At 69.5% G+C, this 26,157-nt stretch carries 27 protein-coding genes; 15 read left to right on the top strand and 12 right to left on the bottom strand.

Going from position 1 to position 26,157, the window contains the following annotated elements:
• Positions 1-147 precede the first annotated feature (147 nt).
• The gene (locus AC5L35_RS22265; RefSeq protein WP_495061601.1) at positions 148-720 is read left to right on the top strand and encodes a hypothetical protein; all 573 of its coding nucleotides are present in this window, start codon (positions 148-150) and stop codon (positions 718-720) included.
• Positions 721-975: 255 nt separating this feature from the next.
• On the opposite strand, the gene AC5L35_RS22260 is transcribed toward AC5L35_RS22265, so the two are convergent.
• Entirely contained in the window at positions 976-1,623 is a 648-nt protein-coding gene (locus AC5L35_RS22260) for a hypothetical protein (RefSeq protein WP_495061600.1), read from the bottom strand.
• Between the two features lie 420 nt (positions 1,624-2,043).
• On the opposite strand from AC5L35_RS22260, the gene AC5L35_RS22255 reads away from it, so the two are divergent.
• The 3 genes from AC5L35_RS22255 (at position 2,044) to AC5L35_RS22245 (ending at position 3,334) form a co-directional block, all read left to right on the top strand.
• A complete protein-coding gene (locus AC5L35_RS22255; protein ID WP_495061599.1) occupies positions 2,044-2,712 on the top strand; it encodes a hypothetical protein in 669 nt (222 codons plus the stop codon).
• A gap of 256 nt (positions 2,713-2,968) precedes the next feature.
• Entirely contained in the window at positions 2,969-3,118 is a 150-nt protein-coding gene (locus AC5L35_RS22250; RefSeq protein WP_495061598.1) for a DUF2510 domain-containing protein, read from the top strand.
• Positions 3,119-3,148: 30 nt separating this feature from the next.
• Entirely contained in the window at positions 3,149-3,334 is a 186-nt protein-coding gene (locus tag AC5L35_RS22245; RefSeq protein WP_495061597.1) for a hypothetical protein, read from the top strand.
• A 218-nt stretch (positions 3,335-3,552) separates the two neighbouring features.
• Here the strand turns inward: AC5L35_RS22245 and AC5L35_RS22240 are convergent, their stop codons facing one another.
• Positions 3,553-3,729, bottom strand: coding sequence for a helix-turn-helix domain-containing protein (locus tag AC5L35_RS22240; protein ID WP_495061596.1), 177 nt, complete (start codon positions 3,727-3,729; stop codon positions 3,553-3,555).
• A gap of 329 nt (positions 3,730-4,058) precedes the next feature.
• Here AC5L35_RS22240 and AC5L35_RS22235 point away from each other — a divergent pair, with 329 nt between their 5' ends.
• Positions 4,059-4,283: a GNAT family N-acetyltransferase gene (locus AC5L35_RS22235; RefSeq protein WP_495061595.1), complete on the top strand. Its 225-nt coding sequence runs from the start codon at positions 4,059-4,061 to the stop codon at positions 4,281-4,283.
• A 141-nt stretch (positions 4,284-4,424) separates the two neighbouring features.
• The gene (locus AC5L35_RS22230) at positions 4,425-5,273 is read left to right on the top strand and encodes a CPBP family glutamic-type intramembrane protease (RefSeq protein WP_495061594.1); all 849 of its coding nucleotides are present in this window, start codon (positions 4,425-4,427) and stop codon (positions 5,271-5,273) included.
• 74 nt (positions 5,274-5,347) lie between these two features.
• Here AC5L35_RS22230 and AC5L35_RS22225 read toward each other — a convergent pair whose 3' ends face one another.
• The 4 genes from AC5L35_RS22225 to AC5L35_RS22210 form a co-directional block, all read right to left on the bottom strand.
• Entirely contained in the window at positions 5,348-6,400 is a 1,053-nt protein-coding gene (locus AC5L35_RS22225) for a CU044_5270 family protein (protein ID WP_495061593.1), read from the bottom strand.
• A complete protein-coding gene (locus AC5L35_RS22220; RefSeq protein ID WP_495061592.1) occupies positions 6,397-6,930 on the bottom strand; it encodes an RNA polymerase sigma factor in 534 nt (177 codons plus the stop codon). The genes AC5L35_RS22225 and AC5L35_RS22220 overlap by 4 nt, the downstream gene beginning before the upstream one ends.
• 227 nt (positions 6,931-7,157) lie before the next feature.
• Positions 7,158-8,678, bottom strand: coding sequence for an FAD-dependent oxidoreductase (locus AC5L35_RS22215; protein WP_495061591.1), 1,521 nt, complete (start codon positions 8,676-8,678; stop codon positions 7,158-7,160).
• 29 nt (positions 8,679-8,707) lie between these two features.
• Positions 8,708-9,895, bottom strand: a complete 1,188-nt coding sequence (locus AC5L35_RS22210; protein WP_495061590.1) for an SGNH/GDSL hydrolase family protein — start codon at positions 9,893-9,895, stop codon at positions 8,708-8,710.
• 174 nt (positions 9,896-10,069) lie between these two features.
• Here AC5L35_RS22210 and AC5L35_RS22205 point away from each other — a divergent pair, with 174 nt between their 5' ends.
• Entirely contained in the window at positions 10,070-13,375 is a 3,306-nt protein-coding gene (locus AC5L35_RS22205) for an AfsR/SARP family transcriptional regulator (RefSeq protein ID WP_495061589.1), read from the top strand.
• 118 nt (positions 13,376-13,493) lie between these two features.
• Positions 13,494-14,288 carry a meso-2,3-butanediol dehydrogenase gene (budC, locus tag AC5L35_RS22200; protein WP_495061588.1) on the top strand — a complete coding sequence of 265 codons (795 nt, stop codon included), beginning with the start codon at positions 13,494-13,496 and terminating at the stop codon, positions 14,286-14,288.
• 80 nt (positions 14,289-14,368) lie between these two features.
• On the opposite strand, the gene AC5L35_RS22195 is transcribed toward budC, so the two are convergent.
• Positions 14,369-14,797, bottom strand: coding sequence for a sensor histidine kinase (locus AC5L35_RS22195; protein ID WP_495061587.1), 429 nt, complete (start codon positions 14,795-14,797; stop codon positions 14,369-14,371).
• A gap of 72 nt (positions 14,798-14,869) precedes the next feature.
• Here AC5L35_RS22195 and AC5L35_RS22190 point away from each other — a divergent pair, with 72 nt between their 5' ends.
• Positions 14,870-15,178: an SDR family oxidoreductase gene (locus AC5L35_RS22190; protein WP_495061586.1), complete on the top strand. Its 309-nt coding sequence runs from the start codon at positions 14,870-14,872 to the stop codon at positions 15,176-15,178.
• Here the strand turns inward: AC5L35_RS22190 and AC5L35_RS22185 are convergent.
• Positions 15,144-16,172 (bottom strand): glycoside hydrolase family 113 protein, encoded by a 1,029-nt coding sequence (locus AC5L35_RS22185; RefSeq protein WP_495061585.1) that lies wholly within the window; start codon positions 16,170-16,172, stop codon positions 15,144-15,146. The two genes, AC5L35_RS22190 and AC5L35_RS22185, sit on opposite strands and share 35 nt — an antisense overlap.
• A gap of 106 nt (positions 16,173-16,278) precedes the next feature.
• On the opposite strand from AC5L35_RS22185, the gene AC5L35_RS22180 reads away from it, so the two are divergent.
• The gene (locus AC5L35_RS22180) at positions 16,279-16,899 is read left to right on the top strand and encodes a TetR/AcrR family transcriptional regulator (RefSeq protein ID WP_495061584.1); all 621 of its coding nucleotides are present in this window, start codon (positions 16,279-16,281) and stop codon (positions 16,897-16,899) included.
• Between the two features lie 4 nt (positions 16,900-16,903).
• Here the strand turns inward: AC5L35_RS22180 and AC5L35_RS22175 are convergent, their stop codons facing one another.
• Positions 16,904-17,314, bottom strand: coding sequence for a DUF4440 domain-containing protein (locus AC5L35_RS22175; RefSeq protein ID WP_495061583.1), 411 nt, complete (start codon positions 17,312-17,314; stop codon positions 16,904-16,906).
• 60 nt (positions 17,315-17,374) lie between these two features.
• A complete protein-coding gene (locus AC5L35_RS22170) occupies positions 17,375-17,764 on the bottom strand; it encodes a winged helix-turn-helix transcriptional regulator (RefSeq protein WP_495061582.1) in 390 nt (129 codons plus the stop codon).
• An 88-nt stretch (positions 17,765-17,852) separates the two neighbouring features.
• Between AC5L35_RS22170 and AC5L35_RS22165 the strand changes: the two genes are divergently transcribed.
• The 4 genes from AC5L35_RS22165 to dnaE all read left to right on the top strand — a co-directional run bounded on the left by AC5L35_RS22165 (position 17,853) and on the right by dnaE (position 24,085).
• Positions 17,853-18,671, top strand: coding sequence for an NAD(P)H-binding protein (locus AC5L35_RS22165; protein ID WP_495061581.1), 819 nt, complete (start codon positions 17,853-17,855; stop codon positions 18,669-18,671).
• A 215-nt stretch (positions 18,672-18,886) separates the two neighbouring features.
• A complete protein-coding gene (locus tag AC5L35_RS22160) occupies positions 18,887-19,585 on the top strand; it encodes an alpha/beta hydrolase (RefSeq protein ID WP_495061580.1) in 699 nt (232 codons plus the stop codon).
• A 218-nt stretch (positions 19,586-19,803) separates the two neighbouring features.
• Positions 19,804-20,340: a GNAT family N-acetyltransferase gene (locus AC5L35_RS22155; protein ID WP_495061579.1), complete on the top strand. Its 537-nt coding sequence runs from the start codon at positions 19,804-19,806 to the stop codon at positions 20,338-20,340.
• A 181-nt stretch (positions 20,341-20,521) separates the two neighbouring features.
• Entirely contained in the window at positions 20,522-24,085 is a 3,564-nt protein-coding gene (gene dnaE, locus AC5L35_RS22150; RefSeq protein WP_495061578.1) for a DNA polymerase III subunit alpha, read from the top strand.
• Positions 24,086-24,108: 23 nt separating this feature from the next.
• Here dnaE and AC5L35_RS22145 read toward each other — a convergent pair whose 3' ends face one another.
• Complete coding sequence (locus AC5L35_RS22145; RefSeq protein WP_495061577.1) at positions 24,109-24,456, bottom strand: hypothetical protein; 348 nt, start codon at positions 24,454-24,456, stop codon at positions 24,109-24,111.
• Positions 24,457-24,628: 172 nt separating this feature from the next.
• Positions 24,629-25,090, bottom strand: coding sequence for a VOC family protein (locus tag AC5L35_RS22140; RefSeq protein WP_495061576.1), 462 nt, complete (start codon positions 25,088-25,090; stop codon positions 24,629-24,631).
• Positions 25,091-25,158: 68 nt separating this feature from the next.
• On the opposite strand from AC5L35_RS22140, the gene AC5L35_RS22135 reads away from it, so the two are divergent.
• Positions 25,159-26,151, top strand: coding sequence for a helix-turn-helix transcriptional regulator (locus tag AC5L35_RS22135; RefSeq protein WP_495061575.1), 993 nt, complete (start codon positions 25,159-25,161; stop codon positions 26,149-26,151).
• Positions 26,152-26,157: the final 6 nt, after the last annotated feature.

Genomic DNA, 26,157 nt, shown 5'->3' with positions numbered 1-26,157 from the left:
CCATCGTGCACCCCTTGTCCTCGGGTGTGCACGATGTCGCGCGACAGGTGTGAACGATGTCCTGAACTCAGACACTGCCGGGGGCACATCCAAGCTCTGACCTGCACGTTCCGGCGTGGTGCCCTGGAGCCTGTCACGTCCGCCGAGATGGTGACCCTGGCCAGCTTCCCGACCGTGCAGACCGGCGAGCAGGCCGCCGCCCGGTACGACCAGATGCACCCGGCGTGGGTGCTGCCGCGCCAGCTGCTGCTGGCGCAGGAGCGGGCCGAGTGGCTGGGTGAGCAGCTGCGCGGGCAGGTGGATCGTGAGGGCGTGCACGGCGTCGTCGGCACCTCGTACCAGGTCACGATCGAGGGTCGGGCGGTGCAGGTCGGCGAGTACCCCCGGGTCCTGTTCGAGCAAGAGCGAGCGGAGCGTCAGTACGTGGCGTCGCTGGCAGAGCGAATCGCGAAGCTCGGGCTCAGCCAGGACTCGGTGATGCGCAGTTCGGCGCGGATGTCGGCGGTGGGGATCCTGGGCGTCGTGAGTGAGCTCGGACTCGACCGTGCTGACGATGTCGTGCTGCGAGCGATGAAGCGTGCGGGGCTGGCGTCGCGGCCGGAGCTGGGTCTCGGCGATGGCGACCCCGATGTGGAGGTGGGTCCGCCGCTGTCCCCGGCTGAGCGGGAGCGGGTGCTGCGGGCGGCGTTGGAGCGGGCCGAGCAGGAGCGGGCCGAGTAGGACGTGGAGTCGTACTGACGCGCGTCGGCCAGACGTGAGCCGGCTACGCAACCGGACGAAGGTTCGGTGAGACAACTCGGGCCCGGATGGCAGATCGCCATCCGGGCCCGAGCGAACCGACAGTGCAGGGCGAGACCGAGCCGGGCGCCGTCGTCAGTCTGGTTGCAGACGTAGCGATACGACAGTTTCGGCCGCAGCTTGTACAGGTTGGTAAGGCCTGTCGAAACCGTGCAGCCGCCCCCGAGTGCGGTTTTGCTATGCGGGCGGTTCGCACGCGCTGACGTAGGTGATCCCGCTCGGCTCAGCCGGCGGTGGTGCATTGCCAATCCAGAAGTACCGGACACCCTGGCCGCTGTTGATAATCTCGAAGCCGATGCGAGGCGTGTTCGCTGCGTTCTCGGGCGTGAATTGTCCGAGGACCGTCGGGGTCCAACCGTCGGGGCACGCCTGAGTGATCACGAACGTGGTATCAGCGTCCATGAGGCCGGGGGGAAGATCGCGGTCCCATCCGAAGGCGTACCTGCCATCTGGTAGTGGATCAGCGCGATCGGCAGGGGGTGTGACCTGCTCCGTAAGCGGAGGCGGAGGCGCCGGTGTGGTCGTGGGAGGCGCCGTTGGCTCGCTCACACCATCAGCAATATTGACGCAGTTGCCGTTCTGGTCCTGACTCAGCGACGGCAGGATCGCGCCAACAACAGTGGACGGCAGCACCTCGGCGTCCTGGTCGGAGCTGCAGAGGTTGACCTGGTTCCGCTGGACACTGTCGTCCTCGAACGAGAACGAGGTCGTCTCGTTACCACCGCGGTCGCGGTCGCGGTTGTAGTCGTTGGCGAACGCCAAAGGGCTCAGCGCGAGCATCCCGGCGACGGCGGCAGCCGACGCGATTAGCAACTTTTTTCGCACAGGGTCTCCTCATGTGTGCCGACATCCAATGTCGACGCTCTGATTCAATGCGCTTCGACGGGGAGCCAGCGCACGCGCGCAACCTACCGTGCGGCTCATGTGCGAACAAATGGCGCAACACCATTGGATGAGCAGAATACTGCTGGTCAGGTTACCCATCCGATGGTGCCTATTTTCTGAGGGCCATCGGGATCGATACGGCTCGCTGTTAACGGAATGTCAACGAAGGTCTACGCGAAGGTGGCGTAACTAAACGGCCTGTCGCTTGGGGTTGCTCGACCTCGCGCTCGGCGACACCAGGCTGGGCCGACCTTGGGTCGTGGCCCGGCAAGCCCGTGCTGAGAACTGGTAACAACCGCACGTCTGGAGCGAAGTGGACAAGGCAGCGTCCCGCCGTCGAGGACGCCGGAGGGGGACGCCATGACGCAGGGGCCGGGCTGGCCACCACAGCAGCCGCAACAGAGCTGGCAGCCGCCCCCGCCGGGGCAAGGCTGGCAGCCACCGCACGGGGGCTGGTCCCCACAGGCACCCCAGCAGCCCGCCTACAGCCACGGCTGGGCACCACCGCAGCAGCATCCTTACGCACAACGGCCCCACCTGCCGCAGCCACCGAGGAAGCGCAAGAAGTGGCCGTGGATCGTCGGAGTCCTCGTGCTGCTCCTCGCGGTCCTGATCGGGACCGCAGGCAACGGCGCCACGCCGGACAGCGGGACGGCCTCTGCGGCACCGCTGCTCCCGCACCGCGCGGTCGACGCCCGCGAGTGGCAGATCATCGCGAAGGACCCGGCAGCCCATGAGGGCCAGCGGATCATCGTGTACGGGCGGGTCACGCAGTTCGACGCGGCGACCGGCAATGACGCGTTCCGCGCGAACGTGGACGGCATCGACCACCCCGGGGAGGCGTACGCCTTCGACACGAACACGGTGCTGAACGGGGACGCGGCTGCTCTGAAGGACATCGTCAACGACGATCTGTTCAGGGCCGAGGTCACCGTGGGCGGCGCGATGTCGTATGACACGCAGATCGGCGGGAGCACGACAGTGCCGATGCTGACGGTCGACACCATCAAGGTCACGGGCCGGGGGTAAGCCCGGCTGCGCAACCGGGTGAGACACGGTGAGACAACGCTCGAGGTAGCTCGAACACGCGTTCGATACGCGGTAGGGTCGGCTCCCGGAGTCGGGGAAGGGCTCCGGCGCCGCACCCCTTCCCGGCGTGCCCATACCTCATCGAGCACGCTCCGGGGGTCTTGCGGCACCCATCCACCCATCCACCATCCGACGAGTGCGCCATGACCTACAAGCTGATCCGACGAGTGCGCCATGACCTACAAGCTGATGACCCGTGAGTGCCGAGGTCATCCGCGTGATCCCGGCGCGGGCCGTCCCGGCGGCGATGGCGCCCGGTTGGTACCCGGACGCCGCGGGCGCCGTGCGGTGGTGGGACGGCCGGGCGTGGACGGAGCAGGTGCCCCCACCGCGCACCCCGGCGTGAAATGTCCGATACGCCTGCCACACTCCGGCCATGCCGAGTGTTGACAGCCACGCCACCTCCGCCCGCGCCTACATGTCCGAGGCGCTGGAGTCCAGGTCCGAGCAGTTGACCGCCGACGTTTACATGCACGCCGCGCAGGTGCAGGCCACGTTGGCGCAGGCACAGGCGACCGCCGACCTGGCCAAGGCCATTGAGAAGACCGGCAAGGCCGGGTAACTCGCCGGAACCGCAGCGGTCCCGCCGCAGAATCGCCCACCGAGCCCGGACCGGACATGCCGCCCAACCTGCGGCTGATCGAGTAGCGGCCGGTGCACCCTTGTTCGCATGAGTGACGAACCGGTCGTCATCGACCACTACCAGCCCGGCCGGGCGCTCCCTGACCCGGGCGCCCCGTTCCCAGGCTCACCCACCACATGGACGGCTCCCGCGGCGGACTACGCCGTCCAGCTGGGGTGTGGTCGGCGTGACCGCGGCGCCAGCCCGGCCTCGCCGTCGGCGAGGAACCGCTGCACCAGCGTGATCACCCACCTGCGCGAGACCCCGTAGGTGCGGGCCACCTCGCTCTTGGAACGGCCCTCGACCAGTACCGCGGTCACAACCAACTGCGCCATCCCCATCGTGCACCCCTTGTCCTCGGGTGTGCACGATGTCGCGCGACAGGTGTGAACGATGTCCTGAACTCAGACACTGCCGGGGGCACCACCGCCAGCTCACAGAATCGGCCCCTCCCCTGCCGAAACGGGTGGGGGCCGATCTTGTTGTGTCCGGTCGTGTCCGGCTCTGCGAGGCTCGTCGGGTGAGCTTCGCGCATCTCCGTGACAGCGCAATCGTTCTACGACGCTGGTCGCCCTCGGACGCAGAGTGGTACGCGTGCTGTGCGAGGGACGCGGAGATCCAGCGGTTCACATCCGACCCCTCGACCCTGACCGCGGCGGACGTCGTGGCCGCGATCAGCGTGCTCTCGTCGGACCTGGATCTCCAGGTGATCCGGCTGTGGACTCACGCCGACAACGCCCCGTCCCGAGCAGCCGCGGAGAGAGCAGGCTTCACCCGTGATCGGGCCGGGGACCGGCTGCGCGAGGTCAAGGGCGAAGTGTGGCCGACCGTCGCCTACGAGTTGCGTCGACGCACAGCCGGCAGCACGGCCCCGCCGCCGCAGCGGTGATGCAGCCGGTCGTACCCCGCCCAAGTTCCGTTGCTTCCTCAGGTGGGGTGTCAGACCGAGTGAGGCTTTGAAGTGGCTGCGGATCCCGGATCGCGCAGTGGGAAGTTTGTCGCATTGGCACGGTCCGGCCATGCTGGCGAGGTGAGCCACGGTGCGACGACTCCCGACAGCCACGAGGGCCGGTCCATCGCGCGGCCCCCGTGGACCCAGCTGCTGGCCGCGACACTCGTGGTGGTGTCCGCGGTCGCGCTGTTCGGCCTGCAGGAGCGGCTGGTCGGGTACGCGCTGATCGTCGCCGGTCTGGTCGTCGCGGCGGTTGCGGACCGCATGCTGTTGCGGCACCTGATCTTCATCGCCACCGGCCTGGTCGTCATCAGCACGATGTCGCTGGAGGCGGACCTGAGCAACGCCGCGATGGTCCGGTTCGCGATCACCCTGTCGGCGGCGGTCGCACTGCCATACGCCCTCTCCCGGTGGTGGTACGGGGAGGACATCATCACGTTCCCGGTCGGAACCGGGAACCGGTGGAGCCGGTTCGAGTTCGGCTACCTGGCCCTGGTGGTGGTCGGGGGCTACCTCATCCTGCCGGTGTACTTCCTGGGCTCGGGCGCCTACCGGAACTGGCCTGACATCGCCGGCGCCAACGAGATCATCCGGCTGTTCATCGGGGTGAACGCCGTCGGGCTGTGGGACGAGCTGTTCTTCATCTGCATCGTCTTCGCCCTGCTCCGCCACCACTTCCCATTCTGGCAGGCGAACCTCCTGCAATCCGTGGTGTTCGTCTCGTTCCTCTGGGAGCTGGGCTACCGCGGCTGGGGTCCGCTGCTCACGTTGCCTTTCGCCCTGCTGCAGGGCTACATCTTCCAGCGCACCCGATCATTGACCTACGTGGTCACCGTCCATCTGACCTTCGACGTCATCATCTTCGGCATCCTCGTGCACGCCTACAACCCCGCCGTGGCGGACGTCTTCGTGACCGACCCGCGATAGCGCGTACTCCCGCGCCAATCCGTGTAGTCGAGCGGCCCCTCCCGATGATCGGGAGGGGCCGCTGTACCGGCGGATCAGTTGGGGCGCTCGCCGGCGTCGTCCACGATCGCCTGCTCGACGAACGCGGAGGAAGTGATCACCTGCTCGGTCGGGTTCGTGGCCGTTCCGGCCGTCCGCACCTGGCGCGAGCCGATCAGGCTCAGCCGATCCCGGTCGAAGATCAGTTCGTGGAGCACGCCCGTCCTGTCGGTCTGGCCGACACCGACACCGGGCCGCCCCGCGGCGTCGGAAACGTCGGGGTCGACCGTCAGACCGGGCTCGTCGGCGAGCAACCGGTAGATCGCCGACGAGAGTGCCGGCGGCACGAGATTGGTCTCCAACAGCAGCTCGGCCCCTCGCAGCGGCCCGTTCGGGTACTGCTTGTCCAGGTAGGCGCGCAGACCCGCCGGGTCGGTCGGGATCTTCGCCAGGTCGGCATAGGTGGCCATCTCCACGTCCAGGCCGGGGTCGGACTCGACCTCGTGGTGGATCGGCACCCGGGTTCCGTCTCCGTAGATGGCCAAGCTGTCGGTGTCCTCGGCCTGCGCGACCCACACCTCGCTGCTGAAGTGCTGCAGGGGTCCCGAGCAGTCCGAAGGGCTTCCCTTCGGGATTCCCACTCCTTCTGTTTTGGTGTAGACGAACTGGTCGGGGCGAGGCACGGTGATCGGGGCGGTCTGCGTGACCTCGGCGATACGCCGCAGAACCATCGATGCACCGCCGGCGAGTTCGGCATCGGAGATCCCCGGATCCGCCGCAGCGCTCGCCGTCGAGGTTCCACCGGGGTGTGCCACGGTCGTGTCGGCGCGGCCCGTCGCCACGGCGTAGCCGGTCGCGGCCAGCACGGTGACGACCGCAGCGGCCGCAAGCCCCCGCCTGAGCGGTGCGGGCAGACCGGCAGCCCCGGGTCGGCGCTCTGCGAGCTGTCGCAGCTGTTCCAGCTCGGGCGCAGGCACGGTCAGCACGTTCGCTCGCCGCGCGAAGGCAGCAGCCACCTGCGCGCCGTCAACGTGGTCACGAGCCGTGGTGTCGCGGTTCCTGTCGTCGGGGTGCTGCCCGCGACCACGGTCAGAGGTGGTGTCGTTCATGGCTGGTCGCCTTTCAGCTCGAGGGAAAGAGCGGCAGTGGCGCGGCTGGCCGTGGACCGGACGGCGCTGTTGCTGATGCCCAGCGTCGCGGCGATCTCGTGGTCGTCGAGATGGGCGAAGTAGCGCAGGACGAGCACTTCGCGCTGGCGCGTCGGCAATGCGTCGATGACGGTCAGCATGCGGGCGGTCGCCTCGTTGGCGAGGAACCTCTCGTCCGCCGGCCCAGTGGTCGGCTCACGCACGAGGTGCAGGTGCTTGCGGGCCGTGCGCAGGCGTCGCAGCTGCGAGCGGCAGTTGTTCAGCACCGCGGTGCGGGCGTAGCGCACTGCGGCGGCCTCGCCATCGAAGACCGGGCGGCGGCGGATGATCGCGATGAAGGCGTCCTGCACCGCGTCCTGGGCGGCGTCGCGGTCGCGCAACATGTTCACGGCCAGCCCGTGCAGGCCCGACCAGTGGCGGTGCAGCAGCAGGGAGACGACCTGATCCCCCGTCGCCGGCCACGTCGGTTCCTGCTGCTGCGGATATGTCACGGCCGATGCAGCCGCCCCCCGCGCCGCGCTTCGTTTGTCGTTCACACCTGCAGGACGCCGACCCAGCGGGATCTGCTGCGCCGATCAGTCAACCACCCGCGGTGGCCGCCCGATCTTGTTGTCGAGAACGGCCTGACGGCTCCGTCTCAGCGGCGGATGCGGCCACCCCGGCCGTACGACACTGAAGGAGACCCGGCATGGCGATCCGGCGAAAGGCCGGTCGCGGCTCAGGTTGCCCGAGCACCGAACCAGTGGCTCGCGGCCAGCACGAACGCCTCACGATCAGGGGCACGATCCCCCGCCCAGACGACGACGCCGTCCGGCCGGACGAGCACGGCACCCGATCCGAGGTCGTTTCTCGCCGGCCCGGCAACGTACCGAAGCCGGCTCTCCCAGCCCGTCGCCGAACCGTGCAGGCGACGGTCGGCGCTGAAATCGAGCACGACGCCCCGGCCGTCCCGCATCAGGTCGCCGAGACGGGTGCCGTCCTCGAGACGGAGGTCCGGGGCGTCGCGGCCGACCAGCGGCTGCTCGCTGCCGAGGTCGTAGCGGATCGACGATCCCGAGAACTTCTCGAACACGTAGGTCGTTCCGTCGGGGGTTCCGAGCAGGTCGCGAACCAGTACCTGGATCGCCTGGGAATGCGGGTCCGGCCTCATGACCGCCGCCTGGGCGCGCGTCCAGTCGACCACCCAGGCGCCGATCGGACGGCGCTCGCGGGTGTAGGTGTCGAGAAGCCCGTCCGGCGCGTACCCGTGCACGGTCGCCGCGAGCTTCCATCCCAGGTTCATGGCGTCGCCGATGCCGGTGTTGAGTCCCTGCCCGCCGAGGGGAGAGTGGATGTGCGCGGCGTCGCCCGCGAGCAGGACGCGTCCCCGCCGGTAGGTCGTCGTCTGCATCGCCCGGTCGGTGAAGCTCGACGCGAGATGGACGTCGGCCAGCGTCACGTCGGTGCCCGACACCCGACGCAGAACCGCCTGGAGATGGGCGCGGGTCAGCCGCTGCGAGCGATCGAACGCGCCACCGTCGAAGTCCATCACGCCGATGTGCCCTTCCGTGGGCATCTGGACGTACATGCCCGTCGGCGTCAGGTTGAACCCAGGGCTCAGCTTCTCGGGATCGGCGAGTGTGACGAGCATGGTGTAGCCGGTGAACAGCGGTTCGGTGCCGACGAACTCGAAGCCCGCGAGCCCACGCACCGCGCTGCGGCCTCCATCGCAGCCGACGACCCAGCGTGCCGCGTACTCGTGCTCGCCGGCGCGCACGACCACGCTCTCGTCGCCCTGCGCGATGGCCGAGACCGTGGCGCCGCGCCTGACCTCCACACCGAGCGTGGATGCCCGCTCGGACAACACCGCCTCGACCGCTTCGAGGCTTGTCACCATGAACTCCGGTGCCGGGCCGGGAAGCCGGAACGGCAGGGCAGCGACGTCGACCTTGGCCGGATCGAGCACCATGCCGGCGAAGTGGCCCACGCTGCGCGGAGGTGACGGCTCGTCCGACTCGGGATTCACGCCGGCACCGCCGGGCACGCCGGACGCCGTCAGCAGCGGGTCCAGCATCCCGCGGCGGTAGAACGCCTCGACCGACATGGCGGACAGGCCCCGCATCCCGAGTGGGTTCGCCCTCCACGGGGAGCCGGGCTCCGGCTCCCGCTCCAGCACCAGGACGGAGCAGCCCGCGAGGCCGAGCTCGCAGGCAAGGAGAAGACCGACCGGGCCGGCGCCGACGATCACCACGTCATGCATGGGAGATCCCCTTCTCGAACGGTTGCGCCTCACCCGAACAGCGACAGGTCGATGGAGTCCGCCAGTGCCCGGTAGCCCGCGTCGCTGCCGTGCACATCGCCCGCGTGGAAGCCGTCCTTGATCCGGCTGAGGTCGGCCGGGTCACGCCAGACGGCGTCGAAGTCCAGCACCCCGTCGAAGGCGCCGCTGGTGCGGATCCAGGCGTTGACGTCCTGGCGCGCGCTCTCGCCCTCCGCCGCGAACATGTCGTCGTTCCCGTAGGGCGTCAGCGTGGCGGCATAGATCTTCACCCCGTGCCCGTGCGCCCGGGCGATCAGCCGGCGGTACCCCGCGATGATGTCGTCCGCTGTCACCGGCGTGCCGGGGAACATCGTCAGGAACTCGGCCAGGGGACCGCCGTCATCGCGCGGGGCGAAGGAGATGGCGATGTCGCCGAGACCTTCGGAGACCACCACGTAGCCGAGGCCCGGCGTCGCCAGCACGTCGCGGTCGAAGCGGGCCATCGCCGAGACGCCGACGCCGTCGTTCAGCATCCGGTTGCCGCTGATGCCCTGGTTGGAGACGTGGACGGCGGGCCCGCCGTGCTCGGCGAGCCGCTCGGCCAGGCGGTCCGTCCAGCGGCGGTTGGCGTCCGGCATCGAGCCGAAACCGTCGGTGATGGAGTCGCCCAGCGCGACGATGGCCTTGGCCGGACCGTCGGGGAGCACCTCCACCGCCGAGACGAGGGCTTGCAACGGCAGGGAGGAGGCGTTGGCCGGGAGGGTGGGGGCAGCCACGGCGTCGCCCGGGATCGTCCAGCAGGTCTGCACCCCCATGCCGTGGCAGGTGCAGGTCTCCACGGGCTCCGGCAGGTAGAGGCTGATGGACAGCTCGGAGAGGGCGGGCAGGGGCAGGTCCACCGGATCGCTCAGGATCGGTGCACCGGCCGGGACAGCGGCGGTCGACCTACCGGAGAAGGTCAGCTCACGGTCGCTGCCGGGTCGGACCCCGCCGCCGGGCGCCGCGAGTCCCACGCGCGCAGCGCCGATGGTGAGGGGCGCGGTCCCGTACTCGTTGGTGAAGCGGATGCGCACCTGACGCCCGCCACCGCTGATGCGCACCGCGTGGCGCAGTGTCGTGTCGGCGAAGGAGCCGAGCGCGGTGGCCGCGTCGGGTGCCTGGGGCGAGGCGCCCCAGGTCCGGACCCAGCCGTCATACCCGGCGTTCGTCTGGCTCATCGGTTTCCCCCGTCGTTCGGATTGGTGGACACGCCGCCCCGTTCTCGGCGGCACGCGAAGACTGACCCGGGCCGCTCATACGGGGCACACACCGCGCTGACACGGCGGCGCACGGCGCTGACACAGGCACTGCCTGATTCGGGGACTCGACGGTCCGCGCGCGAAGATCGGGGCATGGACGGGGGTGCGCGGCTTCGCGTCACGGTGCTCGGCGCCTTTCAGGCGTCCCGCGGTGACGCCGCCCTGCCCGTTCCGGGTGCCCGGTTGCAGGGTCTGGTCGTGCGGCTGGCGCTCGCCGGCGGGCGCGCGGTCGAGCGTGGCGTCCTCGTCGACGCGATCTGGGCCGAGGACATGCCGGCCGGCCCCGCCCACGCCCTGCAGGCCCTCGTCTCGCGGCTGCGCCGGACCCTCGGCTCGGCAGGCGACGTCGCGCAGGCCGCGGGCGGCTACCGGCTGGCCGTGGACGCGGCCGACGTGGACGCGCTGCGGTTCGAGCAGCTCGCCGCAAGCGGTCGCGACCGCCTGCGTGCCGGCGACCCGGATGCCGCGGCGGCCGTGCTCGGCGAGGCCGTGGCGCTGTGGGGCGACCGTCCCGGCGCCGAGCCGACGGTCGTCGCTGCGGTCGCGCCCGCAGCCGCGACCCGGCTGGCCCACGCTTCGATCGAGGCCGTCACCGACCTCGCCGACGCCGAGCTGGCGCTGGGCCGCGCCGACGCGGCCGCCACCCGCCTGACCGCCCTGCTCGCCGAGCGCCCCGTCCACGAGCGCGCCGCCGCACTGCTCATGGACGCACTCGCCGCCCAGGGTCGCCAGGCCGAGGCCCTCGCCCTGTACGAGCGGGTCCGGGAAACGCTGGCCGACGTTCTCGGTACCGACCCGGGCGCCGCCTTGCGCGAGCGCCACCTGCGCCTGCTGCGCGCCGAACGGCCCGTCCCCGCCGAGCAGACCAGGCCGAGCCACCTGCCCGCGCCGCTGACCAGCTTCATCGGTCGCGACGACGACCTCGCCCGCATCGCCACGCTCCTCACCGCCGGGCGCCTGGCCACCGTGCTCGGTCCCGGAGGCGCCGGCAAGACGCGCCTGGCCGTCGAGGCCGCCCGCCGCCACCGGCACGAGTACCGCGACGGTGCCTGGATGATCGACCTCGCCTCGGTCACCGAGCCGGCCAAGGTCGGTGCGGCCCTGCTGGCCGGGATCGGGCTGCGCGGCTCGGCACTGTTCCAGGCTTCGGCCACGTTGCGCGGCGACCCGGTCGGCGAGCTGGACGTACTGGCCGACGAACTGGGCGGCCGGGAGAGCCTGCTCGTGGTGGACAACTGCGAGCACCTGATCGACGCCGTGGCCCACCTGATCTCGGCGTTGCTGGCCCGCTGCGCCGGGCTGCGGGTGCTGGCCACTAGCCGGGAACCGCTGGCGATCGACGGCGAGGGGCTGGTCCCGCTCGGACCCCTCACCCTGCCCGCGCCGGACGCTGACGTCGAGCAGGCCCGCCGGACCGCGGCTGTGCGCCTGTTCACCGAGCGCGCGGCGGCGGTGCGACCCGGGTTCGACGTCGACGAGCACAACCTCGGAGACGTGCTGCGCATAGTCCGCAGCCTCGACGGCATGCCGCTCGCGCTCGAACTGGCCGCTGCCCGTCTGCGAACGCTCTCGCTGGCCGACCTGGCTGCCGGGCTGTCCGACCGTTTCCGCCTGCTCACGACCGGCAGCCGGACCGCCTTCCCGCGGCACCGCACGTTGCGGGCGGTCATCGCGTGGAGCTGGGACCTGCTCGACGCGAACGCGCGCACGGTCGCGGAGCGGATCTCGGTCCTGCCCGGCGGCGTCACGCCGGCGTCGGTCATCGCGGTCTGTGCCGGCACCGCGGTGCCCGCAGGCGAGATCCCGGAGCTGCTCGCGGGCCTTGTCGACCGGTCGTTGCTGCAGCTCGCGCCGGACACCGGCCGGTACCGGATGCTGGAGACGATCCGCGAGTACGGCCTGGAGAACCTCGCCGAACAGGGCATCCTGACGGGCATGCGGGACCTGACGGCCCGCTACTTCGCCGGACTGGTCGCACGCAACGACCCGCTGCTGCGCGGCCCCGAGCAGCTCGACGCGCTGCGCGTGCTGCGCGCCGAGTACGACAACGTGCTCGCCGCCCTGCGCCACCTCTGCGACACCGGCGACGCCGGCGGCGCGATCGGGCTCGCGGTGAACCTGGTCTGGTACTGGCAGATGCTCGGCCGGCACCCCGACGCGGCCTACTGGCTCGGTGAGGCGGTCGCGACAGCGGTTGAGCGGCCGAGCGTGGAGCGCGACATCGCCGAGGGGATGCTGCTGTTCACCACCATCCCCACCCGGAGCGCGCTGGACAAGGAATCGATCGAGGAGCGGCGCGAGGAGCTACGGACGCTCACCGACCGGCTGCTCCGCCATTCGGAGTTGCCGGGCTTCGGCGGTGCGCTGGCCGTCTTCGGGCTGGCGTCCTTGGAGGAGGCCGAGGCGTGGCCCTCGATCATCCAGCGGCTGGTCGACGGGCCGGACGTCTGGCTGGCCGGGCTGGCCCGCATGTTCCGGGCCCAGCTCGCCGAGAACGCGGGCCACCTCGACCAGGTCCGCAGCGACGTGACCGCCGCACTGGATTGCTTCGCGCGGGCGGGCGACCGCTGGGGCCTGGCCAATGCGCTGCCGGTGCGCGCGCTGCTGCGTCAGTACGACGGTGATCTCGCCGGCGCGCTGGCCGATCTGAACGAGGCCAAACGGCTGGCCCGCCAGTTCGGGTCGCTCAGCCTGAGCGACGAGGTCTTCATCGACCTGCGCTGGATCGATCTGCACGTGCGGCTCGACGAGACCACGCAGGCGACCGAGATGATCGCCGCGACCCGCGAGCGCGTGCTGCGCTCGGCGTCGCCCGAGATGGCCATACTGGTCGACTCGCGGGAGGCCGAAGTGTGGGTGCACATCGGTGACCTGGACCGGGCGCTCGAGCTGGTCGAGTCGGCCGAGGCCGGCCTGTCCGAGCAGCTCCCGTTCGGCCACGACCACGCGCAGGCACTGGTCGGCGCGGTGCGGGGCGCACTCTGTCTCGAACTCGGCGACGGGCCGGGCGCGGAGGAGGCGCTGGGCCGGGCGTACGCCGCGGCGGTCGACAGCAAGGACATGCCGATCCTGGCAACGGTGGCGGTGGCCGTGGCCGGCCTCGCCGCGCGGTACGGGCGGCACCGTGACGTGGCCGTCCTGCTCGGCGCCGCCTCCCGGCTGCGCGGTGCTCACGACCGCACCGATCGGCGGATTCGCGAGCTCACCCGCAGAGGGCAGGTGGCGCTGGGCGAGGAAGCCTTCGCCGCGGCCTACAGCACGGGCTGGCGGCTGGACGGGAAGACTGCCGTGACCGAAGTCGACCCCGCCCCGTTACGCCGGCACGACCACGGTCGAACGGCGTCTCCCGCTCTGAGCCGACTTCCGAGCGCTCCTTTGTCGTCCCCGCTGACGAAATGATCCTGAATCGTGCGAATCATCCGGACGTCCTGTGAGTTCCGTCGTTTTGGTTCTCGGCCGATCCGCCTAGAGTTCCTCTCTGACAATAGTCGGCGGTGGCGCCTCGAGGAGGAAATGCGTGATAAAAGATCGATTCGCCGGAAAGGTCGTCATAGTCACCGGGGCGGGGTCCGGAATCGGGGCGGCCACCGCCCACCGGTTCGCGGGCGAGGGAGCGACGGTGGTCGCGGTCGGGCGCACCGCGGAGAAGCTGCAGAAGACCGTCGCGGACGCGGACGGCACCGTCGAGGCCGCCGTGGGTGACGTGTCCGACATCGCTGCGATCACCGCTGTCATCGACGACGCGGCCAAGCGGCACGGCCGGGTGGACGTGCTGGTCAACAACGCTGCGACGGCGGCGATCGGCACGGTCGAGCAACTGGATCCGGCGGCCTGGCGCGAGGTCATGGCGGTCGACGTCGACGGGGTCTTCTTCGCCTCCCGCGCCGCGCTTCCTCATCTGCGTGCCGTCGGTGGGTGCATCGTCAACGTCGGTTCGGTGTCGGGACTCGGCGCGGACTGGGGCCTGGTCGCCTACAACACGGCAAAGGGTGCGGTGGTGAATCTGACCAACTCGATGGCGCTCGATCACGCGGAGGACGGTGTGCGGGTGAATGCGGTGCACCCCAGTCTCACCGTCACCGACATGGCAGCACCCAACCTGGAGAATGAGCCGGTGTTGGAGGCGTTCAAACAGCGGATCGCGTTGGGGCGACCCGCACAACCGTCCGAGATCGCCTCGGTGATCGCCTTCCTGGCCAGCGATGACGCCTCGTTCGTCACCGGTGCGAACATCCCGGTCGACGGAGGGGTGCGTGCGTCCAGCGGCCAGCCTCGGATGTTCCTGGACCCGACCGCCGGGTCGCTTCCATAGGGCGCGAAACGGCCATCCTTTTCCTTTTCGTACTCGACGATCTCCGGTCCGAACACGCCCCGGGGCCTGCTGGTGGAACGTCAACACGCACTCCGACCTTTCCGACCGAGACCTACCGGGGCCTGGCCCAGCGGGAGCTCGGCGTGCACGGTGGTGCCCGCGCCGGGGGCGCTGTGCACCGAGAGCCGGCCGCCCAGCGCCTCCACCCGGTCCTTGAGCCCGACCAGGCCGGACCCGGCGGTGAGGTCGGCGCCGCCACGGCCGTCGTCGCACACGCGGACCCGCAGCACGGCGCCGGTGTCGGCGGTGTCCATCTCGACGTGGACGACGGAGGCGTCGGCGTGTTTGGCCGTGTTGGTCAACGCCTCGGCCACCAGGTAGTAAGCGGCGATCTCGATCTGCTCGGGCAGCCGCCGGTCGACCGCAACGTCGAGCTCGACCGGGACCGGGGAGCGGCGGGACTCGCGCGCCCGGATCGCCGCGCAACCGCTCCAGCATCGCCAGCTCATGCCGCAGCCGCCGCTGCGCGTCCGGTCCCAGCGGCTCCTTGCCGACGACGGTGCGCCCGGGGAGGAACAACCGTGTCACCCGGACACCACTTCGGTCCGCACCGGCGGATCTCGGCCCGGCAGCAGCGGATCGCGTTGGGGCGACCCGCACCGCCGTCCGAGATCGCCTCCGTGTTCGCCTTCCTGGCCAGTTACGACGCCGCGTTCGTCACCGGTGCGAACATCCCGGTCGACGGGGACTGCGCGCCTCCAGCGGCCAACCCCGGATGTTCGTCGATCCAACCGCTGGAGGGCCTTCTCGGTTGTAGTTCAACGGACGGCCGCGCCTCGGCGTCGTGGTCCGCAGTCAGCGCTCTCGGTAGAAGTCGGCGAGAGCACTGAAGGCGATCTTGGGTTCCCATGGCAGGTCGGGATAAGTTTCTCCACAGCGGTCGTCGAAGACCTTGACGATGCCGTAGCTGGCGAGGTCCAGGTCGTCGCTCGGGTCCCCGTCGGGACGGTGCGGGAAGTCGTAGAGCGCGAAGATGAACAGGAAAGCACTGTCGACGCCTTCGGCATCGAAAACCTCCAGCAGTTCGCGTACATAGGAAGCCTGGCCGGCTTCGTCCCGTGCGTATTCACCGTTCAGCCGGACCGGCCACCCCGTTTCCTTGTCGTACTCGACGATCTCCAGTCCGAGCGCACCCCGGTCGCCCGCGCCGCGGTAGCCGGCAGAGCCGAACTCGGTGATCGCGACCGGCTTGCCCAGCGCGACCAGGCCCCGGACCCCTTCAGCGAACTGGTCCACGATCTCGTTCGACCGGTAGAGGTCGACCGACACGAAGTCGAAGGGCGTCCAGTCGACGCGGTCGAGCGGCACCGAGGCGTACGTGATCTTGCCTCCGAACCGTTCGCGGACCACAACGACGGCCGCACCGAGGAAGTCGTTGACTCGCGCGCCGGCCTCTCCGATCGCCTCGCGCGCCCGTTCTGGCCGGCTCCTCAGTAGCGCGACCCGCTCGTCGGTGCTGTCGCCGGGCAGGAATCCGGGGTTCATCAGGCTCAGCTCGGCACCGGTGACGAACACGACCTCGCCGCCCTGCTGCCGAAGCCGCTCCGCCCTCTCGGCGCAGTCGGCGAACAGCGACAACATCTCGTCGGTACTCAGCTCCAGAGGGTACGGCGAGAACCAGACCTCCAGGCCGGCGTCGATGGCGAACCTCGCCGCCATCTCGATCCGCTCGGGATCGCCGCCGATCACGCGCACCGCGGTGCAGTGCAGATCGTCGTGGATGACGCGCAGCTCACGCTGGACCTGCTCCGGGTCGAAGCGGACACGGGAGTTCACACCTCGAAGCACGAACCCGGTGCTGTAGCTGATGCCTTTGGCGCGCATGGCCACCTCTCGAAATATTGGGTACTAGGCGTACCCTATCTTGACGTAAGGGAGCGATCAAGTCGATGCTGGGGAGGAACGCGCAGTACCGAATGCGAGGAAGACCATGGCGGACGTTCCGGCGGACCAGGCCCGCGCTGGACAGACGCGGCGCCGGGGGACCGCACTGGAGGAAGCAATCCTGGGTGCCGCGGTCGACGAGATCACCGAGCGCGGATACGCCGGGCTCACCATGGACCGGGTCGCCAGGAGAGCAGGCACCAACAAGAACGCGATCTACCGCCGCTGGCCGGACCGCCTTGCGCTCGGCATCGCCGCCTACAAGCAGCTGACCACCACGGTCCCGCTCCCGGACACCGGCCACCTGCGTGCGGATGCCCTCGAGCTGCTACGCGGAGCGAACCGGCATTGGAGCTCCCCACTCGGCACGATCCTCCGCGAACTGGTCGCCGCGGCCGGTGGCGCCTCGGGGCTCCTCACCCGGCTGGCAGAACAGTCCGCCGACGCGCTGGCCGCCCCCTGGCTGACCGTCCTGGGCCGTGCGGTGGCACGCGGCGAGATCTCCCCGGAGGCACTTCATCCTCGGGTCGCCACCGTTGCCATCGTGCTGCTCCGCAACGAGTTCGTGGTGCGCGGAGTTCCTACCGTCCCCGACGATGTCCTCGTCGAGATCGTCGACGAGGTGTATCTGCCGCTCGTCCGGCAGCGCGGGGCGACATCCGGCTGATCCCCTACGGACGCTGCGCCGTCCCCTCGGGGTCGCGCCACGTGGCACCGCGCGGGGTCTGCTGGTGGAACGTCAACCGCCACCCCGCGGGGCGCCGGACGTAGAGGCTGCCGATCAGTGCCGCATACTCCGGACCGTCCCCGCGCCGGGCCACCACCTCGTAGGTGACGAGCCCGGTGTCCGCGGTCGGATGGTGCTCGGTCAGCCGGCCGATGCGGTACGCCGACCAGGGCGGCCCGCTCATCGCTTCGATGATCGCGGCCCGGTCGTCGAGCACGAGGCCGCCGGGCAGCAGCATCACCACCGTGTCGTCGAGCACCTCGCGATAGAACTCCGGGGCCGCCCCCTCAGTGGCCAGCGCCTGCCAACCCCGCTCCTCCAGATCGGCCGGTCCACCGTCCTCGCGAGTCTGCATGGGGCACATCCTGCCGATGGCCGCCGCTCGGGTCATGGACGAAAGGGAACGATCGCCGGCTCAGCTTCGACGGTTTCGAGACTGCTGCCGTGCGTCGTAGTCCAGGCGGGCCTGGTCAACCTTCTCCAGGTTGACCGACCACTCGGCGAGCGTGGCGAAAAGGGGCGCGAGGCTGCGCCCGAGTTCGGTGATCTCGTACTCCACCCGGGGTGGAATCTCCGGGTGTTGGGTGCGTACGACGAGTCCGTCGCGTTCGAGCTGCCGCAACCGCTGCGTCATGACCTTGGGCGTGATCGTGGTGATGCGGCGCTCGAGCTCCCCGAACCGTTGCCGCCCGTACTCGTTGAGCGTCCACAGGATCGGTGTGGTCCAGCGGCTGAAGACGATGTCCACCACGGGGGCGATCGGGCAGGCCTGCTCCGGAGCGACGGCCGGTGTGGTCTCGGCCACCTCGAACCCACTTTCCTCTGGGTACCTACTAGTAGATCGAAAGTAGCGTCGTCGCGTCAGTTGAACCAGCGCGGACCAGGAGAAAGACATGATCGTTGTGACCGGAGCGACGGGCAACGTCGGGCAGCCGCTCACGCGGGCCCTCGTCGAAGCGGGCGAGGAAGTGACAGCCGTTTCCCGGAGGCCGACCGACGTGCCTGCAGGAGTCCGGCACGTCAGGGCCGACCTGGGCGAGCCGGAGAGCCTCAAGGCCGCCCTCGACGGGGCTGCCGCGCTGTTCGTCCTGACCTCCCCCGACTTCATGGCGAACGGCGATCTCGGTGACGTCATGACCGTTGTGCGGGCGGCCGGCGTCCGACGGGTCGTGCTGCTGTCCTCGCAGGGCGTCGGCTCCGGACGCCACCCCGCAGTGCTGGAGGACGCCGTCACGCAGTCCGGTCTGGACTGGACGACGCTGCGGCCGGGCAACTTCGACTCCAACACGTTTCAGTGGGCCGGCTCGGTCCGCGCACGACGGGTCGCCGCGGCGCCGTTCGGCGACGTCGCGTTGCCGGCGATCGACCCGGCCGACATCGCCGAGGTTGCCGCCCTCGCCCTGCGCGAACCCGGCCACAACGGCGCGATCTACACGCTCACCGGACCGGGACCGATCTCACCCCGGCAGCAGGCCGCCGCGATCGCAGACGCCCTGGGCGAGCCGGTGCGGTTCACGGAGCAGACCCGCGCGGAGGCGCGGGCCCGAATGCTGGATCACATGCCCGAGCCCGTCGTGGAGGCCACCCTCGGCATCCTCGGCGAACCGTCAGCCGCAGAGCAGCGCGTCAGCCCGGATGTGGAGCGGCTCCTCGGTCGTGCGCCTCACACCTTCGCCGAATGGGCGTCGCGCAACGTCGCGGCGTTCACGTGACCCGCCAGGAGCCGCGACCTCGCCTCGGGCTTTCGGTCGGAGTCCGACCTGAGTTTAGATTTAGTACTTCATCGAACAAGTTCGATGTACAGTGCTCGCCGTGATCGCCGCGGACTGCCCAGCGTTTCCATAAAGCCGGTTCTGTCCGGTTTTCTCAGCCCTGGCCCGTTCGTGTTGGTCATCGTTCATCCGTTCGTTTCCGAACAGAGGTCCCCATGACACTTCCTGCACTCCTGCTCGTCCCCGGTGCCTGGCACAAGCCCGCGCACCTGCAGCACCTGATCGACGAACTCGACGGGGTCGACGTCCACACCGTCTCCCTGACCAGCTGCGGCGACGATGTGAACACGCTCGGTGACATGTTCTCCGACGCCGCCGCCATCCGCGCCGCGGCCGATGCGATCGACGGTCCGGTGGTCGTCCTCGCGCACTCCTACGGCGGCATTCCGACCACGCAGGCGTTCACCGGCGCGAGCAATGTCCGACGCATCATCTACCTGGCGGCGTTCCAGCTCGATTCGGGTGAATCCCTGCTCTCGAGTGTCGGGGGCAACCCCGCGCCGTGGTGGGTGATGCACGAGCACGACGGGGGCGCCGGGGACTACATGACGGTCGACAACCCCGCCGACGTGTTCTACGGGGACGTCGACGCTGCCACCACCGAGCAGGCCATCGCAGATCTGGGCTACCAGCGCTACGCCGGGAAGACCCAGGAGCTGACGGAGGCCGCCTGGAAGGAGATCCCGAGTACCTACATCCTGTGCGAGGCCGACAACGCCCTTCCGCCGTTCGCGCAGGAGCTCTTCGCCAAGCGTGCCGAGAAGCTGCTGCGGCTCACCACCTCCCACTCCCCTTTCCTGTCGCAGCCTGCCGCGCTCGCGCAGATGATCAAGAGTGAGCTCGCCTCAGTGTGAGGCACGCTTCCCGCAAGGGTCGCTCCCTGTAGAAGGCCCGGAACGTCGCTGGAGCCGCTCCGGGCCGCGTGCAGCTGGTTGGGTCGCGAGCCCCGGACCGCGCCCGGCAATGGGGCGGCGAGCGCGCCGAGGTGGATCAGCGCCGCGGCGAGGGCGATCCCAGCGCCTGAGTCGCGAAGGCCGGCGAGGAGGCCGCGCCGGATCACTATCGTCGGGATGTGCCCGACCTGATCGCCCCCACCGCACGCCTGCACACCGCCTGGCTCGAGGCGCGTGACGACTGGGGCCCCGGCGTCCACGAGGACGGGTTCGGGCTGCAGCCGTCCGACGAGGTCGACTCGCTCGCCGGGTTCACGGCCTGGGTGGCTCAACTGGTCGACGGGTCGGACCCGGCGAAGCCGGTGGCGGCAGGCCGGGTGCGGGCCACGTGCCGATGGATCGTCGGGGGCAATCAGGTGCTCGGCGGGATCGCGCTGCGGCACGGGCTCGACGACCACGTGCTGCGGCTCGGCCACATCGGCTACGGCGTCCGACCGTCCGCGCGCCGGCGCGGGCTGGCCACGTGGGCCGTGGGCAGGATGCTCGACGAGGCCCGGAGGCTCGGCATGGACCGGGTGCTGATCACCTGCGAGGCAGGCAACATCGCCTCGGTGAGGACGATCGAGCGCAACGGCGGCGTCCTCGACGAGATCCGGGACACCGAACTCGGCGCCGTCCGGCGTTACTGGATCACGGTCGGCGAGCCGAGCCCGTGACTGCCCGCCGCGCGACCGCAGACGGTCGAGGAGGCCCGACGTCGAGGGGGCGCGCCTGCGGCCGCCGCCCACCCGTTCAGCCCCCAGCACAAGCCGTTTCGCGACGCGCGCCGGGACCTGGGAGGCCCGGGCCCGAAGGCCTGGTAGAACTGTCCGGCAGCGCGAGGGAGAGACGGGGCCTGTGGCGGATTCATTTGTTCACCTGCATGTGCACACCGAGTATTCGATGCTCGACGGCGCGGCGAAAGTAAACGCGCTGTTCAGCGAGGCCGAGCGCCTCGACATGCCCGCGGTGGCGATGACCGACCACGGCAATATGTACGGCTCCGCGGAATTCTACCGTCGCGCCACGAAGAGTAGCGTCAAACCGATCATCGGCATCGAAGCGTATCTCGCACCAGCCAGCCGGCACATCAAGAAACCCATTTTCTGGGGCCAGGCGTCACAGCGGGGTTCTGACGAGTTCGGCGAGGGCGGCGACGTCTCGGGCGCGGGCGCGTACACGCACATGACGATGGTGGCCCGCAACGCCACCGGGCTGCGGAACCTGTTCAGGCTCTCCAGCCTGGCCTCGTTCGAGGGCTACTACCGCAAGCCGCGCATGGACCGCGAACTGGTCGCGGAACACGCTGAGGGGATCATCGCCACCACCGGCTGCCCGTCCGGAGAAGTGCAGACCAGACTGCGTCTCGGCCAGGAGGACGCGGCGCTGCAGGCGGCGAGCGACTACCGCGACATCTTCGGGCGAGAGAACTTCTTCCTCGAACTCATGGACCACGGCCTGCCGATCGAACGCTCGGTCCGCGAGGGCCTGCTCACGATCGCGAAGAAACTCGATCTGCCGCCGGTTGCCACGAACGACTCGCATTATGTGACGAAGGATCAGGCCGAAGCGCATTCCGCTCTGCTGTGCGTGCAGTCGGGAAAGACCCTCGACGACCCGAACCGTTTCAAGTTCGACGGCGACGGCTACTACCTGAAAAGTGCAGACGAGATGCGCGAGTACTGGGACAAAGAAGTCCCGGGGGCCGCCGACAGCACTTTGCTGATTGCTGAGCGCGTCGAGTCGTACGCGGAGGTCTACGCCGAGATCGACCGGATGCCGAGATTCCCGCTGCAGCCCGGCGAGACGGAAGACGACCTGCTCCGCACGGACGTCGAGAAGTACACCCCGTCGCGCTTCCCCAACGGCTTGTCAGCCGAATACAAAGAACGTATCGAGATCGAGCTCAGCGTGATCTCGAAGATGGGTTTCCCGGGCTACTTCCTGGTGGTCGGCGACCTGGTTCGCTGGGCCAAGTCCCAGAAGATCGCCGTCGGGCCGGGCCGTGGCTCGGCAACCGGCTCACTGGTGGCCTACATCCTGCACATCACCGACCTGGACCCGATCGAGCACAAGCTCATCTTCGAGCGGTTCCTGAACCCGGAGCGGGTCAGCCCGCCCGACATCGACCTGGACTTCGACGAACGCCGGCGCGGCGAGGTGATGCGCTACACCGTCGACAAGTGGGGCGAGGAGAACGTCGCCCAGGTCATCACGTTCGGCACGATCAAGACCAAGGCCGCGCTCAAGGACTCGGCCCGAGTTCTGCACGGGCAGCCCGGTTTCTCCATCGCCGACCGGATCTCGAAGGCGCTGCCACCGCCCATCGCGGCAAAGGACATCCCGCTCTCCGGCATCTTCGACCCGAGCCACGAGCGGTACGCGGAAGCCTCGGAGGTCCGCACTCTCTCCGAGACCGACCCCGAGGTCGGCAAGATCATGACCACCGCGCGCGGGCTGGAGGGCCTGGTCCGCAACGCCGGCGTGCACGCCTGCGCGGTGATCCTCTCCTCGGAGCCGTTGCTCAACGTCATCCCGCTGTGGAAGCGCGACGACGGCTCGGTCATCACCGGATGGGACTTCCCGTCGTGTGAGGACATCGGCCTGCTGAAGATGGACTTCCTCGGGCTGCGCACCCTCACGGTCGTCGACGACGCGGTGAAAGCCGTCGCCGCCAACCACAGCATCGAGATCGACCTGCCGACGCTCCAACTGGACGACAAGAAGACCTACGAGCTGCTCACCCGCGGCGACACGCTCGGCGTGTTCCAGCTCGACGGCGGCGGGATGCGGACGCTGCTGAAGGCCATGGCGCCCACCCACTTCGGTGACATCGCCGCGGCGCTGGCGCTGTACCGGCCGGGCCCGATGGCCGCGAACGCGCACATGGACTACGCGGAGCGCTCCAACGGGCGGCAGAAGATCACGCCGATCCACCCGGATCTCCAGGACGCGCTCGACCCGATCCTCGGCGAGACCTATCACCTGCTGGTCTACCAGGAGCAGGTGATGGCCATCGCCCAGCAGCTCGCCGGCTACAGCCTCGGCCAGGCCGACCTGCTGCGCCGCGCGATGGGCAAGAAGAAGAAGGAGATCATCGAGAAGGAGTTCGAGGGGTTCCGCGCCGGCATGACCGGCAAGGGCTTCTCGGAGGAGGCGTGTCAGACCCTCTGGGACGTCATGCTGCCCTTCGCCGGATACGCCTTCAACAAGTCCCACACCGCCGGCTACGGGCTCGTCGCGTACTGGACGGCCTATCTGAAGGCCAACTATCCGGTCGAGTTCATGGCTGCCCAGCTGACGTCGATCGGCGACAACAAGGACAAGTCGGCCGTCTACCTCGCCGAATGCCGCCGGATGGGCATCAAGGTGCTCCCACCGGACGTCAACGACTCCGATCTGTGGTTCTCCGCGGTCGGCGGGGACATCCGCTTCGGGCTCGGCGCGGTGCGCAACGTCGGCGCCAACGTCGTGGAAGCCATCGTCGAGACCCGTAAGAACAAGGGTCGGTTCACCTCCTTCAGCGACTTCCTCGAGAAGGTCAGCCTGGTCTGCTGCAACAAGCGCACCATCGAGTCGCTGATCAAGGCAGGCGCTTTCGACTCGTTCGGCCAGCCCCGCAAGTCGCTGCTGATGGTCCACGAGGATGCGGTCGACGCGGTCACCAACCTCAAGCGCCACGAGGAGCGAGGCCAGTTCGACCTGTTCGGCGGCATGGGTGACGGCCCGCCACCCGCGGAGAGCTCGCCGCTCGCCCACCTGAAGATCGGCGAGGAGGAGTGGCCGCGGAAGCAGATGCTCGCCTACGAGCGCGAGATGCTCGGGCTCTACGTCTCCGCGCATCCCCTCGACGGAACCGAGCGGATTCTGCGCAAGCACGCTCCCCGGGCCATCGCCGCGATCCTCGACGACCCGCCGAAGGAAGGCGAGGTCGCCATCGCCGGCATGATCGTCTCGGTCGACCGGCGGGTGAACAAGAAGGGCGAGCCCTGGGCGATCGTCACGATCGAAGACCTCGACGCCGCCGTCGAGGTGCTGTTCTTCCCGAAGTCGTACCTCGCGATGCACGAGGACCTCGTCGCCGACTCGGCCGTCGCGGTCAAGGGGCGGGTCAACATCCGCGACGAGCAACGGATGTCGATCTTCGCGTCGGGAATCATCACGCTCGACGTGGCCGCTGCGCAGGCGGGCATGGGAGAACCACCGCTGGTGCTCAAGGCCGACGCCTTGAAACTGGACCACGCGGTGGTGTCAGAGCTGAAGTCGGCGCTCGTGGCGCATTCCGGCAGCACCCCACTGACGCTGGTGCTGTGCTACCGGAACCGCGAGACACCGATGGCGATCGACGGATTCTCGGTGACCGTCTCCTCCGCCCTGCTCGGCGAGCTCAAACACATCCCGGGAATCGCGGTTGCGTCGTAGCCCGCCGAGCGGGAGGTCGCGGCCTACGTCCCTGCGGGAGGCGCGGGAGTCGTCGTGGGGACAGGGGTATCCGCGCCGTCAGGAACGTTGATGCAGTTGCCGCTCTGCTCCTGGACCACCACCGGTGGGACGGGAGCGGGCGTCACGGGCGGCAGCCCATTGATGGTCTGTTCGTTGGTGCAGCGGATGATGCTGTCCCGCTGGATGTCGTCGTGGTCGAACCAGAACCAGAACGAGCCCATCCCGCTACCACCGCGGTCACGGTCACGATCATGGTCCCGGTCGCCGTAGTCCCCGGCGAACGCCAGTGGGCTCAGTGCGAGCATCCCTGCCGTGGCGGCGACCGCCACGATTCCTACCTTCTTCGACACAGACGTCTCCTCACACGTGTCGACAACCAATGCCGACGTCCTGATTCAGCGCGCGTCGACGGAGAGCCTGCGCACGTGCGGAAACTAGCGTTCACCGCATGCGCGGACAAACAGCGCAACACCACCGAACGGATGAAATACCCTCGGTCAGGTAAACGCCCGAAGTGAGGATTCAGTCGAGGCAGAATTCGTTGCCCTCGGGGTCGGTCATCACGATGAAGCCGGGGCTCAGGGGAGGGGCGGGCCCGTCACGACGCACGCGCGTGGCCCCCAGAGCGACGAGCCGGTCGCACTCGGCCTCCAGCGCAGCCATCCGCTCGTCCCCCAGCAGTTCCGGAGCCACCCGGACATCGAGGTGGACACGGTTCTTGGCGAGCTTTCCCTCCGGGACCTTCTGGAAGAACAGCCGGGGACCACGCCCATCCGGGTCCTCGACGGCCGATCTCGCGGTGCGCTCCTCCTCCGGCACGCCGATCCGTTCGAGAAAGTCGTCCCATGCGGCCAGCGGGTCGGCGTCCTCGGGCAGGTCGACTCCGGGCGGGCCGGGGTGGACGTAGCCCAGTACGTCGCGCCAGAAGGACGACAGCGCCCGCGGGTCGTGGGCATCGAAGGTGACCTGGATGTCTCGACTCATGGGATCACCCTGACACCCCTGGCGGACAGGATCGGTCCGCTATCTCCGGCAAGGTGGGCGGCATTGAAATGGCAGGGGCCGCCGAGCGGGGGACGACGGAGCGGGTTCTCACCCTGCTCGGCCTGCTGCAGCAGCGCCCGGTCTGGACCGGCCCCCAACTCGCCGAACGGCTCGGGGTCACGCCGCGCACGGTGCGCCGCGATGTCGAGCGGCTGCGCACGCTCGGGTACCCGGTGCATGCCGGCCAGGGCGTCGGCGGTGGCTACCGGCTCGGCCCGGGGCAGGACCTGCCGCCGCTGCTTCTCGACGACGAGGAGGCGATCGCCACCGCGGTCTCGCTGCTCGCCGGCGCGGGTGGCGCGGTCACCGGCGCCGGTGACGCCGCGCTCCGGGCGCTGACCAAGCTCGACCAGGTGTTGCCCAGCCGGCTACGGAACGAGGTGCGTGCGCTCTCCGGCTCGGTGGAGTCCTTCGGCGGAGGCCGTACGCCGATCGACCCCGAGGTGCTCACGACGCTGGCCAGGGCCTGCCGCGACGAGGTCGAGGCCGGCTTCGACTACCCGTCCCGGAGCGAGGTGCGACGGCGGCGGGTCGAGCCCTATCGCCTGGTCGCCTCCGACCGGCGCTGGTATCTCCTCGCCTACGACCTCGATCGCGACGACTGGCGCAGCTTCCGCGTCGACCGGATGACCGGGGTGTCGGCACGGAGCTGGCGCTTCCGGCCGCGCGCGGCACCCGACGCGGTGACGTACGTGCAGGAAGGTGTGGCGAGTCGGGCCTACCCGTACCAGGCGCGCTTCCTCGTGCACGCGCCTGCCGACACGGTGCGTGCCCAGATTCCGGCGTCGGCGGCCGTCGTACGACGGCGAGGGGACGAGCTCTGCGAGGTGCTCAGCGGCGCCGGCAGCCTCGACTTCCTGCTCATGCACGTGGTCCTGCTGGGGCACGGCTTCGAGGTGCTCGACCCCCCGGAGCTCGCGAGGCGGTGCCGCGTGCTGGCGGAGAGACTGCTGTCGGCCGGTGCTCCGAGCACCGGTCCCGGTTCATCCGGGCTGCGGTGAGCTGCC

This window comes from Pseudonocardia sp. OZ21 (genome assembly GCF_059359135.1).
The sequence above is the reverse complement of the archived record's forward strand: the minus strand, read 5'-3'. Positions and strand labels throughout refer to the sequence as shown.

Bases quoted from the DNA above. Each gene is read 5' to 3' on its own strand.
- AC5L35_RS22265 (WP_495061601.1), top strand. From the start codon at position 148: ATGGTGACCCTGGCCAGCTTCCCGACCGTGCAGACCGGCGAGCAGGCC.
- AC5L35_RS22255 (WP_495061599.1), top strand. From the start codon at position 2,044: ATGACGCAGGGGCCGGGCTGGCCACCACAGCAGCCGCAACAGAGCTGG.
- AC5L35_RS22245 (WP_495061597.1), top strand. From the start codon at position 3,149: ATGCCGAGTGTTGACAGCCACGCCACCTCCGCCCGCGCCTACATGTCC.
- AC5L35_RS22240 (WP_495061596.1), bottom strand. From the start codon at position 3,729: ATGGCGCAGTTGGTTGTGACCGCGGTACTGGTCGAGGGCCGTTCCAAG.
- AC5L35_RS22225 (WP_495061593.1), bottom strand. From the start codon at position 6,400: ATGAACGACACCACCTCTGACCGTGGTCGCGGGCAGCACCCCGACGAC.
- AC5L35_RS22215 (WP_495061591.1), bottom strand. From the start codon at position 8,678: ATGCATGACGTGGTGATCGTCGGCGCCGGCCCGGTCGGTCTTCTCCTT.
- AC5L35_RS22210 (WP_495061590.1), bottom strand. From the start codon at position 9,895: ATGAGCCAGACGAACGCCGGGTATGACGGCTGGGTCCGGACCTGGGGC.
- AC5L35_RS22205 (WP_495061589.1), top strand. From the start codon at position 10,070: ATGGACGGGGGTGCGCGGCTTCGCGTCACGGTGCTCGGCGCCTTTCAG.
- AC5L35_RS22195 (WP_495061587.1), bottom strand. From the start codon at position 14,797: ATGAGCTGGCGATGCTGGAGCGGTTGCGCGGCGATCCGGGCGCGCGAG.
- AC5L35_RS22185 (WP_495061585.1), bottom strand. From the start codon at position 16,172: ATGCGCGCCAAAGGCATCAGCTACAGCACCGGGTTCGTGCTTCGAGGT.
- AC5L35_RS22180 (WP_495061584.1), top strand. From the start codon at position 16,279: ATGGCGGACGTTCCGGCGGACCAGGCCCGCGCTGGACAGACGCGGCGC.
- AC5L35_RS22175 (WP_495061583.1), bottom strand. From the start codon at position 17,314: ATGCAGACTCGCGAGGACGGTGGACCGGCCGATCTGGAGGAGCGGGGT.
- AC5L35_RS22165 (WP_495061581.1), top strand. From the start codon at position 17,853: ATGATCGTTGTGACCGGAGCGACGGGCAACGTCGGGCAGCCGCTCACG.
- AC5L35_RS22160 (WP_495061580.1), top strand. From the start codon at position 18,887: ATGACACTTCCTGCACTCCTGCTCGTCCCCGGTGCCTGGCACAAGCCC.
- AC5L35_RS22140 (WP_495061576.1), bottom strand. From the start codon at position 25,090: ATGAGTCGAGACATCCAGGTCACCTTCGATGCCCACGACCCGCGGGCG.
- AC5L35_RS22135 (WP_495061575.1), top strand. From the start codon at position 25,159: ATGGCAGGGGCCGCCGAGCGGGGGACGACGGAGCGGGTTCTCACCCTG.